Origin of the sequence: Bradyrhizobium sp., from assembly GCF_047605465.1 — a bacterium.
In the GTDB taxonomy this organism is placed as follows: domain Bacteria; phylum Pseudomonadota; class Alphaproteobacteria; order Rhizobiales; family Xanthobacteraceae; genus Bradyrhizobium.
The window spans coordinates 1-9,565 of the sequence record NZ_JASGFS010000108.1; the positions used below are offsets into that span (position 1 = coordinate 1).

The following is a 9,565-nucleotide window of genomic DNA, read 5'->3' on the forward strand; positions in this document are numbered from 1 at the left end:
CGACCGCGCCCAGTTCGCCGAACTGGAGACGCTCGGCGAGCTCACCAAGATCGCGTGGGACAAGGGCTGCCAGGTCATGATCGAGGGCCCCGGCCACGTGCCGATGCACAAGATCAAGATCAACATGGACAAGCAGCTCAAGGAGTGCGGCGAGGCGCCGTTCTACACGCTTGGACCGCTGACCACCGACATCGCGCCGGGCTACGACCACATCACCTCGGGCATCGGCGCCGCCATGATCGGCTGGTTCGGCTGCGCCATGCTCTGCTACGTCACGCCGAAGGAGCATCTCGGCCTGCCTGACCGCAACGACGTCAAGACCGGCGTCATCACCTACAAGATCGCGGCCCACGCCTCCGATCTCGCCAAGGGCCATCCCGCCGCGCAACTGCGCGACGACGCCCTCTCCCGTGCCCGCTTCGAATTCCGCTGGACCGACCAGTTCAACCTCGGCCTCGATCCGGACACCGCCAAGAGCTTCCACGACGAGACCCTGCCGAAGGAAGCCCACAAGGTCGCGCATTTCTGCTCGATGTGCGGCCCGAAGTTCTGCTCGATGAAGATCACCCAGGACGTCCGCGACTACGCCGCGACGCTGAACGACCCGAACAGCATCGGCATGTCGATGAGCGGCACCGCCGAAGACGGCATGAAGCAGATGAGCGCGAAGTTCAAGGAAATGGGGAGCAGCGTTTATCTGGATGCGGAGAAAGTGAAGGAGAGCAACAAGGCGTTGTGAGACGTCTTGGAATCGACGGGGACGGCAGACGTCGTCCCCGTGGTTGGCCACACGACGAGATCGGCAAACTCAGCCCGGATGAGCGAAGCAACATCCGGGCTTGCCGATTGATCTGCCCGTGACCGCCTCCCACCGCCTCCCCGACCAGCTCCGCCCCAATCTCCGCCTCGTCTTCGTCGGCACCGCCGCCTCGACGCGCTCGGCCGAGGTCGGGCATTACTACGCCCATCCCGGCAACCGCTTCTGGCGCGCGATCCATGAGGCCGGGATCACGCCGCGGCGCTATCAGCCGGGCGAGTTCGCATCGCTGATCGAGCTTGGGATCGGCTTCACTGATCTCTCAAAGTCGGGCGCGGGGATGGATCACCAGATCGCGGCGGAGACGATCGATGTGCCCGGCTTCCGGGCAAAGATCGAGAAGTATCGGCCGAAGACTGTCGCGTTCACGAGCAAGAAGGCGGCGAGCCTGTTCTATGGCAGGCCGTCGAGCGGGATTTTGCTGGGGCGGCAAACGCGCGATGCAACCCTGCCTGAGATCTTCGTGCTGCCGTCGCCGTCGGGTGCCGCGTCGGGCCACTGGACGCTGGAGCCGTGGCGCGAGCTTGCGAAATGGATCGGCTCGTAGGGGATCAGTGCGCGCCACATACTCCGCCGTCGTCCCGGCGAGAGCCGGGACCGATAACCCCAGGCAGGAGTTTGGCGAAGATTCCTCGTTCGGTACTTCTACCAACTGTGACCGATGGATCACGCGGTATGGGTCTCGGCCTTCGCCGGGACGACAGCAGGAGTTCACTGAAACCGGTACGCCAGCCCGAACGTCGCCAGGTGCGCGCGCATGGCGACGTCCCAGACGTTGACGGACGGATTGAAGTCCGGGTTGGTGCTCGACCGCGCGGTTGTGAAGCTGGTCTTGCCGTAATCGGCATAGCGGTATTCGGCGCGCGCCAGCCAATTGCCCCACAGCGCGGTCTCGAGGCCGCCGCCGACCGTCCATCCCGTCTTCGTGGTTGACGATCTGATCACGCCCGGAGACAGCGCGAAGAAGCCGGTGCAGGGGCGGCTGGTACAGGTCGAGGTCAGCTCGACATTCTGCCATGCGAGGCCGCCGGTCGCGTAGATCATGGTCCGCGGATTCACGAGATAGCCGAGCCGCGCACGCAGGGACGCGTCCCAGCGGCTGCGGACCGACAGGCTCTCCCCCGGCGACTGGGAGTCGGCGAGGAAGATGCTGGTGAAACCCTCGCGTATGGTGGTGCGATCGGCGAAGCCGACATCGCCCTCGACGCCCGCGGTCCATTGCGGCGCGACCTGCCAGAGATAGCCGGCATAGGGACTGGCGCGGAATGCGACGTTGTCGAAGGGCCGCGTGTTGGCGCGCTCGGTGAGATCGAACGCGAAGTCGCCAACCGATTCCGACCTCGCGATCATGTCCGTTCGCGTGGCACGCGCGCCGAGGCCGAGGCCGACATAGGCCCCGGTCCAGGACGGCAGCATCGCGGCCTGCGCCGCCATCGGATGCGAGCGGCTTGCCGAGACGGGCTCGCCGAGCTTGTAGGCGAGACCGACGCTCGCGGTGTGCGTCGCAAGCTTCGCATCGAAGGTTTCGGTGACGGGCGCTGGGTTGGCCATGCGCGCGATCGCGAACGGCGCGCTGCCGAAATCGGCATAGCGATATTCGGCGCGCAGCAGCCAGTTGCCCGTCAGCGCGGTTTCGAGTCCGGCTCCCAGCGTCCAGCCGGTTCTGGTCGTGGCGCTCGACACCACCGCCGGCGTCGCGTCGTTACAGGAAAGCGACACGCAGGTCGAGGTGATGTCGTAATGCTGCCAGGCGAGGCCGGCGGTGGCATAGAGCAGCGTCGCCGGCGTCAGCAGAAAGCCGGCGCGGCCGCGGAGGCTCGCATCCCAGGACGTTCTGACCGAGAGACTGTCGGCCTGGTAGGTGGACCAGCCGAAGAACGGCCCGTAGGTGAAGCCGTGGAGCGTCGTTGCCTGGTCGCCGAAGCCGACATCCCCCTCGACGCCCACGACCCAGCCTGAACCGACCTGCCAGTTGTAGCCGGCATAGGGATTGACGCGAAATCCCGTGCCGTCGAAAGGCTGGGTGATGACGGCGCCGCTGAGGTCGAAGGGACCATCCCGATCCGCAGACGTGCTGGTGAGATCGGACCGGGTCGATCGCAAGCCAAGCCCCAGTCCGGCGTAGAATCCGGTCCACGACGACGCGGCAAGCGGGGGCGCCTTGGTGAAGGACGCGAGGTCCGCCGCGCGCGCGGGGCCTGCGAGAGACATTCCCGCCAGGATCGCCGCTGCACACGGCAAGATCGGCTTCTGTCGGCGGATCGGCGAACGTCGCATCTCGGGCCCTGGCGCTGGAGCTTCACTCCGAATCCCATACGTCGAACGGGCGATGTCGAGCGTCCTCCGATCGAAGGACGTCGCCGAGAAAGGGACCAGACTGTTGCAAGCGCGCCACGGCGGCGATACGACTCCACGCAGAAGCAGCCGCGCCGGCAAGGGAGCGATCATGCTGACCCTCTATTCCTACCCGGAACTGTTCGGTGTCGCCGACAACAACGGCTATGGCCTCAAGGTCTATGCCTTCCTGAAGCTCGCCGGCGTGCCATTCGTGCACGAGCATCTGTTCGATGCCTCCGCGGCGCCGCGCGGGCAATTGCCGTACATCGTGGACGACGGCGAGACCATCGGCGACAGCGAGACCATCATCGCGCGCACGATCGCGAAATATCGCCTGACCATCGATGCCGCGCTTTCACTGTCCCAGCGCCGCACCAATCACCTCGTGACGCGCATGCTGGACGATCTCTACTGGGTGATGTCGTATTCGCGCTGGAAGGACGACCGCTATTATCCCGCGTTCCGCGACGGCTTCATCGCGCAGCATCCGCAGATCAATGCCGAAGGATTCGAGAAGGCGAAGGCCTACAACGCGCAGCGCTATCATTTCCAGGGCATCGGCCGCTACGCGCCGGACGAAGCCTATGCGCGCGGCCTGTCGGATCTGCAGGTGCTGGCCGAGATCGTGCCCGCGGAGGGATTCGTCCACGGCACGGCGCCGACCAGCATCGATGCCGGCATCTACGGCTTCATCGCGAACATCCACTACTTTCCGATCCCGACGCCGCTGAAGGCGCTCGTCGACGCGAAAGCGAACCTCGTCGCGCATTGCGAGCGGGTTCATGCGATGGTGACAGAAGCTTAGATCACAGCGAGGCAGACCAAGGCGCACTAGCGCCGTGTATCCTCGCTCTCAACACGCTCGGTGTGAAAACCCTCATGGTGAGGAGGCGCGAAGCGCCGTCTCGAACCATGAAGGCCCAAATGTCGCTGCGGCCATCCTTCGAGACGGCCGCTCCGCGGCCTCCTCAGGATGAGGTCTGTGCTCGCGGAGGCAAGGTGTGGGCACGGCGCGAATATGCCCTTGCCCACCCTCAGCGTCGCGTCCTACCGCATCGTGATCGCGAGTCCGCTCAGATCCGCGTTCGCCATCAGGCCGACCTGGGTGCCGGTCAGTTCCAGCACGGCGCCCTTCTGGTTGGTCAGCACGATGGCGCGGGCGCCACGGCCGACGGCGAGGCCGGCACCGGCGGCGCCATAGACGCCGGCAACGTCGGAGGGACGGTTGATGTTGGAGACGCGGCCGCGCAGCACGGTCTTGGAACCGCCGAAGACCAGGCCGTAATCGAGCCCGCCGGTGGAGAGCGAGTAGGAGCGACCGCGAAAGTTCAGAACGCCCGAGCCGCCCGAGCCGCCGATGATCCAGCCCGCCTTGTAGATCGTCAGCACCACGGTGCCGCCGTCGGCCTGCGCCGCGGTCGAGAGGCCGGCCAGAGCGGCGATGGCGACGAGCGCGGCGCGAAAGGTGGATGCGATCTTCATGGGGCGTCTCCGGGGCTATTTTTCAAGGCAGGATCGAATCAGACCGGCTGAATCTACCCGATGGATCGGGGCGGCAAAATGATGGGGTGGGTGGCGTCGGCTGGCGCGATGGGTTTGACCTCCCGGAAGACCTGCGTTCCCGTGATGGCGAGACAACGGGTCCGCGCAAGGCGCGGCCCGATCACAGGCGCCACGAAGCGATCCAGGGTCTTTCCGCAAACACAGTCTGGATTGCTTCGCTGCGCTCGCAATGACGGGGGCGGGTCGATTCCAGCCTCTCCCGGCGCACGGGTGAGACGAGCGAGGATCGCACTTCCACGCCCGCGTTCGCGCGTCCCATCCTGACATCCTGCCGGTGTTTTGCCCGACGGGTCAATCGACATTTCGTTTTCCCGAAATCCGGTTTCGCCAGACATTGCTACTGTGCATGGGGTTGTTTTCGCGATTTAAGTCCGAGCCCCGCGCCGCTTCCCCGGATGACGATTGCAACTCTCCCGCAGGCCGCTAGGCTCATGCGCACGAACCCGTCGTCCGATCCGAGGTGATCCCATGCCGATCCAGCATTTCGCACCCCCGCCGAACGTCAAGGCGCCGCCGCTGTCCTTTGCGACGCGCGTCGGCGACCTCCTGTTCGTCTCCGGCATTCCCGGCTTCGATGCCAAAGGCGCCCTGCCCGACGGCTTCGAGGCGCAGTTCGCCAATGTCGTCATCAACGTGAAGCGCGTGCTGGAGGAAGCCGGCGCCACCACGCGCGATCTCGCCAAGGTCAACGTGCTGCTGACGCGTGCCTCAGACGTCGCGGCGATGAACGCGCTCTATGCCGGCGCGTTCGGGCCGCCGCCCTTTCCCGCGCGCACCACCTGCGTGGTCCAGGCGTTGCCGGATCCGAAGATGCTGATCGAGATCGAGGCGGTGGCGTCGCTGGCGAAGGGATCGTCCACCTCGGGCTGACATATCCGTGAACAGCTTCCGGCCCCGCTTGCAACCTGCGCACTTTTGCCGCACCAGTTTCCGGCCATACCGCAATCAGGAGATTTCTTTCATGCGTCGCGTTCTCGCCCTTTGTGCCGTCGCCGGCATCGCTTCGTCCGTGTTCGCCGTGCCGGCTTCGGCGAAAGTCGGCTATTACGTGATCCGCTGGGACAACACCGGCATCTGCCAGGTCTGGAACGAAGACCTGAGGTACAAGCCGTTCCAGTGGGGCGCCTCGACCTACAAGGTCGTCAGCAAGCCGCTCCCGACCTTCACCGCCGCCTCCGACCTGCAGATCAAGATGCGCGCGGAGCGCCGTTGCACGCTCTAGGCCGCACGACATATCCGGAATGCAAGGGGCGGGTCGCGCGAGCGATCCGCCTTCTTCATGTCGCGATCGGCGCCGTGTTTCCGGCTTCCGCTTGCGCATTTGCTTCTCGGGCGCATTGAACCTGATCGGCCGGCGGAACTACTCACATCTTGTCCGGGGCGCATCCCCCATGCGTGCCGCACCACCCTCCCCGTCATTGCCGGGAGGCGCATCCCATCTTTCATTTGAGGAGTTGATCATGCGTCGTATGTCCGTGCTGTGCGCTGCCGTCGGTCTGGCCGCGGCCGCGTTCATTGCCAACAGCCCGGCCCAGGCCGGCTATCATTTGATCCGCTGGCAGGACGGCGGCTTCTGCCAGATCTGGGACGAGAGCATCGCGACCACGCCATGGCCTTCCGACTATCACCGCGTCAGCGCGACCGTTCCGACCTTCCTCGACGCGCTCGCGCTGAAGGACTCGGCGTTGAAGGCCGGCCACTGCAGCTGGTAGGATTTCGATCGGCGGACGACACTGAAGAGCCGGGCAAGGGCACCACGCCCTTGCCCGCTCGCATTTCACATCGACACAGGTTCGAGGCGGATCGATGCGCGTGCTGACGACGAAGGCAATTTTGCTGGCCGCATCGCTCGCGCTCGTCTCCGCGGCGCAGGCGGAGTATCCGCCAACGCTGCGCGTGATCTCGCCGATCTTCGGCCAGCTGGTCAGCTTCGCGATGCCTTCGAATTTCGTCGCGGTGTTCGAGACCACCAAGGGCAGCCGTTACATCCGCGAAGCCGTGCCGAGGGGCGAGACGTCCGAACGCTGGACCCAGATGATCACCGTGACCGGCGAGAAGGGCCTCACTTCCAGTCCTGGCGTGTCGCCCGAGAAGTTTGCTGGCGTGATCGCCGGCGGTTTCAGGTCGGCCTGTCCCGACAGTTTCCAGGCGAGGTCGCTGGGTGACATGACGTTCGGCCGCTTCGACGGTTTCGTCGCGGTGATCGGCTGCGGCCGCATCGCGAGCGGACCGACGCCGCACAGCGAGACCGCGCTCCTGATCACCGTGAAGGGCGCGACCGACTACTACACCATCCAATGGGCCGAACGCGGCCCCGCGAGCGACGCGCCGCCGGTCAATGACGAGAGATGGCAGGCCCGCCTGCGCGATCTCGGCCCGATCGATCTCTGTCCGATCGTCGCGGGCGAAGCCGCGCCCTATCCGAGCTGCGTGAACAAGAGCTGAGACCGCGCGCGATCCCGCTTGCCGCTCTCACGCGTCCTTGTGGGCGCCGGGATGGATCAGGAGGTCACGCGCGGCGGCGAGATCGATGAAGGCTTCCGCGCTGCCGCCCTGGTCGGGATGCCTGTCCTTGGCGGCGCGGCGGTAGGCCTGGTTGATGTCCTCGCAGGTGAGCTGCACGGCGAGCGGCAGGCCGAGCACCTTGCGGGCCCGATCCTCGCTGGAGAGCTTCTTCGGCATGGCGTTGCGGCGGCCGAACCGGGGCGCGGTCAGGCCGTGGACGACCTCCAGGATCACGCCGATGCGGCGCTGGGCCGCCAGTGCGAGCCCGTCGTCGTCGTTCTCCGCGGCCTGGCGAAGCACCGGAAGCGCCTGTTCGGCGGCCTGCCGCAGCGTGGCGTCAGGGCTCATCCGCGCGATCTCGGCCGCGATCCGGCCCGCCTCGGTCCAGTCGGTGGATTGCCCCGACCGCAGCCGCTCGAGCGCGAGCTTCCAGGATTCAAGTCGTTCCATCATGCGCGCAACGTTTAGCAACAGAGATCAGTATGCCAAGGCCGCCGTTTCCGACCCCTTAATTTCGAGTTAGCCTTTCGTGAAACTTCGAAACGAATGCGGGAGGAAAATGTCATGGCATTGCTTGCAAACCATATCGCCGTCGTCACGGGAGCCGGTTCCGGCATCGGCCGGGCGATCGCGGCCGGCTACGCCCGCGAGGGCGCGCAAGTGGTGCTGCTCGACGTCAACGCGGACACGGTGGCCGTGGCCGCGCAGGAGATCGGCAAGGCCGGCGGCAAGGCGGAGAGCTTCGCGCTGGACGTGACGAAACGCGAGGACTGCTTCGCGCTTGCGAAGAAGATCGCCGACAAGGTCGGACAGGTCTCGATCCTCGTCAACAATGCCGGCATCACGCGCCGCAATGCCTTCACCGCGGAGACGGAGACGGTGGCGAAGGACTGGAACGACATCATCTCGCTCAACCTCAACGGCGTCTTCAACGTGACGCAGGCCTTCCTCGGCCCCTTGCGCGCAACCAAGGGCCGCATCGTCAACATCGGTTCGATCCAGTCCTTCGTGCACCTGCGCACGCCGAGCTCGGCGGCGTACACCACGTCGAAGCACGGCGTGCTCGGTTTCACCAAGGCGCTCGCGGTCGAGCTCGGCAAGGAAGGCGTGCGCGTCAACGCGATCGGGCCGGGCTTCATCGAGACCAACATCAACGCCAATGTGCGCGCCACCAATCCCGCGCTGGTGCAGGCCTTCGTCGATCACACGCCGCTGGCACGCACCGGCAAGCCCGAGGACATCGTCGGCCCGGCGATCTTCCTCGCCTCGGACCTGTCGGCCTACGTCACGGGAACGATCGTGATGGTGGACGGCGGCTACCGCACGGTGTGAACGCATCCTGCGTCGCTCGCGCACCGTCATCGCCCGCATCGCGGGCCTCGGCGGCGCGCGAATAGGCCCGCTTCGATATGCAACCGACGTCAATCGCGGCAGCTTCGCGGCAATCCCAAGGTCAATTGGTGCGCAGGCCCCCGGTTAACTTTCCATTAACCAAACGCGACCACCGTAGATGTACGGCTTGGGGGTCGTTTGTTCTCGATCCGCTTCCAAACATGGAAGCGGGCGTTGATCGGGAGGTGTGTCGATGACCACTGTTCATGTCGCGGTGCCGCAGGGCGCGCATTTCCTTGCCCCCGACCAGATCGTTCCGCTGCTGATTGGCGCCACCGTCGGAGAGGTCGAGCGCGAGCTCGTGCTTCAGACGCTGGCCCGCTGCGACGGCAACCGCACCCGCGCGGCGCGCGTGCTCGGCCTGTCGGTGCGCACGCTGCGCAACAAGATCAGGATCTACGCCGCATCGGGCATCGACGTGCCGGCCTATCATGACTAGCGCGTGACACGGCGATCGTTCCGCGCGCGGCGAAGCGCCTCGCGCAGTCCTGCGCCGGCCAGCAGCAGCAACGCGATGACGCCGACCCAGCCGGCGGTCAGCTCGATCGCGCGTAGGACGAACGCCGTCAGCACCGCCCACGACTGCTGCGGCTCCTCGGCATAGCCGACCGGCACGACGTCCGGCACCAGCAGCCGCGCAAGGCCATAGGCTGCGGCGAAGACGATGGCCGACAGCCAGAACACCTTCCATCCCGCACTCATCGAGCGATCTCCATCAAGCCGCGTTCGCACCACGCAGTGCCACGGCGTCGCGTGACACCGATTGATGTTGATCAAGCCTGGCGAGCGGCGCGGGCAGAATTGCCGCTGTCGTGAAACGCCGCTAAGTAATTTGCTTCGGCAGAGGGAGCAGTGGCGTGGCAGACGAACAGAGCCGGCAAGGACGGCAGGGACCTCCGGGTCCACGCGGGCGGCAGGGCGAGCCGGGTCGGCCGGGTCCGCAGGGACATC

The 9,565-nt window shown here is 65.9% G+C and carries 13 protein-coding genes; 9 read left to right on the forward strand and 4 right to left on the reverse strand.

What is annotated here, in order from left to right; genetic code table 11:
• Positions 1 to 739, forward strand: a 739-nt coding sequence (locus tag QM712_RS35360; RefSeq protein WP_415027781.1) for a phosphomethylpyrimidine synthase ThiC, incomplete at its 5' end; no start/stop codon positions are given.
• 112 nt (positions 740 to 851) lie between these two features.
• Positions 852 to 1,364 carry a mismatch-specific DNA-glycosylase gene (locus tag QM712_RS35365; RefSeq protein WP_415027793.1) on the forward strand — a complete coding sequence of 171 codons (513 nt, stop codon included), beginning with the start codon at positions 852 to 854 and terminating at the stop codon, positions 1,362 to 1,364.
• A gap of 164 nt (positions 1,365 to 1,528) precedes the next feature.
• Here QM712_RS35365 and QM712_RS35370 read toward each other — a convergent pair whose 3' ends face one another.
• Positions 1,529 to 3,028: an outer membrane protein gene (locus QM712_RS35370; protein WP_415027782.1), complete on the reverse strand. Its 1,500-nt coding sequence runs from the start codon at positions 3,026 to 3,028 to the stop codon at positions 1,529 to 1,531.
• A 235-nt stretch (positions 3,029 to 3,263) separates the two neighbouring features.
• On the opposite strand from QM712_RS35370, the gene QM712_RS35375 reads away from it, so the two are divergent.
• Positions 3,264 to 3,959, forward strand: coding sequence for a glutathione S-transferase family protein (locus tag QM712_RS35375; protein WP_415027783.1), 696 nt, complete (start codon positions 3,264 to 3,266; stop codon positions 3,957 to 3,959).
• Between the two features lie 242 nt (positions 3,960 to 4,201).
• Here QM712_RS35375 and QM712_RS35380 read toward each other — a convergent pair whose 3' ends face one another.
• On the reverse strand, positions 4,202 to 4,636 hold the full coding sequence (locus QM712_RS35380) for a hypothetical protein (RefSeq protein ID WP_415027784.1): 435 nt from the start codon (positions 4,634 to 4,636) through the stop codon (positions 4,202 to 4,204).
• Positions 4,637 to 5,185: 549 nt separating this feature from the next.
• Between QM712_RS35380 and QM712_RS35385 the strand changes: the two genes are divergently transcribed.
• The 4 genes from QM712_RS35385 (at position 5,186) to QM712_RS35400 (ending at position 7,162) form a co-directional block, all read left to right on the forward strand.
• A complete protein-coding gene (locus QM712_RS35385; RefSeq protein WP_415027785.1) occupies positions 5,186 to 5,587 on the forward strand; it encodes a RidA family protein in 402 nt (133 codons plus the stop codon).
• A 91-nt stretch (positions 5,588 to 5,678) separates the two neighbouring features.
• Positions 5,679 to 5,939 carry a hypothetical protein gene (locus QM712_RS35390; protein WP_415027786.1) on the forward strand — a complete coding sequence of 87 codons (261 nt, stop codon included), beginning with the start codon at positions 5,679 to 5,681 and terminating at the stop codon, positions 5,937 to 5,939.
• A gap of 238 nt (positions 5,940 to 6,177) precedes the next feature.
• Complete coding sequence (locus tag QM712_RS35395; RefSeq protein ID WP_415027787.1) at positions 6,178 to 6,429, forward strand: hypothetical protein; 252 nt, start codon at positions 6,178 to 6,180, stop codon at positions 6,427 to 6,429.
• A gap of 94 nt (positions 6,430 to 6,523) precedes the next feature.
• Positions 6,524 to 7,162: a hypothetical protein gene (locus QM712_RS35400; protein WP_415027788.1), complete on the forward strand. Its 639-nt coding sequence runs from the start codon at positions 6,524 to 6,526 to the stop codon at positions 7,160 to 7,162.
• 27 nt (positions 7,163 to 7,189) lie between these two features.
• On the opposite strand, the gene QM712_RS35405 is transcribed toward QM712_RS35400, so the two are convergent.
• On the reverse strand, positions 7,190 to 7,675 hold the full coding sequence (locus tag QM712_RS35405; RefSeq protein ID WP_415027789.1) for a J domain-containing protein: 486 nt from the start codon (positions 7,673 to 7,675) through the stop codon (positions 7,190 to 7,192).
• Between the two features lie 111 nt (positions 7,676 to 7,786).
• On the opposite strand from QM712_RS35405, the gene QM712_RS35410 reads away from it, so the two are divergent.
• Both QM712_RS35410 and QM712_RS35415 read left to right on the forward strand, forming a co-directional pair.
• A complete protein-coding gene (locus QM712_RS35410) occupies positions 7,787 to 8,554 on the forward strand; it encodes an SDR family NAD(P)-dependent oxidoreductase (protein ID WP_415027790.1) in 768 nt (255 codons plus the stop codon).
• Positions 8,555 to 8,807: 253 nt separating this feature from the next.
• Positions 8,808 to 9,053, forward strand: coding sequence for a helix-turn-helix domain-containing protein (locus tag QM712_RS35415; RefSeq protein WP_415027791.1), 246 nt, complete (start codon positions 8,808 to 8,810; stop codon positions 9,051 to 9,053).
• Here QM712_RS35415 and QM712_RS35420 read toward each other — a convergent pair.
• Positions 9,050 to 9,316, reverse strand: coding sequence for a hypothetical protein (locus QM712_RS35420; RefSeq protein WP_415027792.1), 267 nt, complete (start codon positions 9,314 to 9,316; stop codon positions 9,050 to 9,052). The genes QM712_RS35415 and QM712_RS35420 overlap by 4 nt on opposite strands.
• Positions 9,317 to 9,565 lie beyond the last annotated feature (249 nt).

Coding starts and splice junctions, on each gene's coding strand:
- QM712_RS35380 (WP_415027784.1), bottom strand. CDS start 4,636: ATGAAGATCGCATCCACCTTTCGCGCCGCGCTCGTCGCCATCGCCGCT.
- QM712_RS35400 (WP_415027788.1), top strand. CDS start 6,524: ATGCGCGTGCTGACGACGAAGGCAATTTTGCTGGCCGCATCGCTCGCG.
- QM712_RS35405 (WP_415027789.1), bottom strand. CDS start 7,675: ATGATGGAACGACTTGAATCCTGGAAGCTCGCGCTCGAGCGGCTGCGG.
- QM712_RS35390 (WP_415027786.1), top strand. CDS start 5,679: ATGCGTCGCGTTCTCGCCCTTTGTGCCGTCGCCGGCATCGCTTCGTCC.
- QM712_RS35410 (WP_415027790.1), top strand. CDS start 7,787: ATGGCATTGCTTGCAAACCATATCGCCGTCGTCACGGGAGCCGGTTCC.
- QM712_RS35420 (WP_415027792.1), bottom strand. CDS start 9,316: ATGAGTGCGGGATGGAAGGTGTTCTGGCTGTCGGCCATCGTCTTCGCC.
- QM712_RS35385 (WP_415027785.1), top strand. CDS start 5,186: ATGCCGATCCAGCATTTCGCACCCCCGCCGAACGTCAAGGCGCCGCCG.
- QM712_RS35415 (WP_415027791.1), top strand. CDS start 8,808: ATGACCACTGTTCATGTCGCGGTGCCGCAGGGCGCGCATTTCCTTGCC.
- QM712_RS35375 (WP_415027783.1), top strand. CDS start 3,264: ATGCTGACCCTCTATTCCTACCCGGAACTGTTCGGTGTCGCCGACAAC.
- QM712_RS35370 (WP_415027782.1), bottom strand. CDS start 3,028: ATGTCTCTCGCAGGCCCCGCGCGCGCGGCGGACCTCGCGTCCTTCACC.
- QM712_RS35395 (WP_415027787.1), top strand. CDS start 6,178: ATGCGTCGTATGTCCGTGCTGTGCGCTGCCGTCGGTCTGGCCGCGGCC.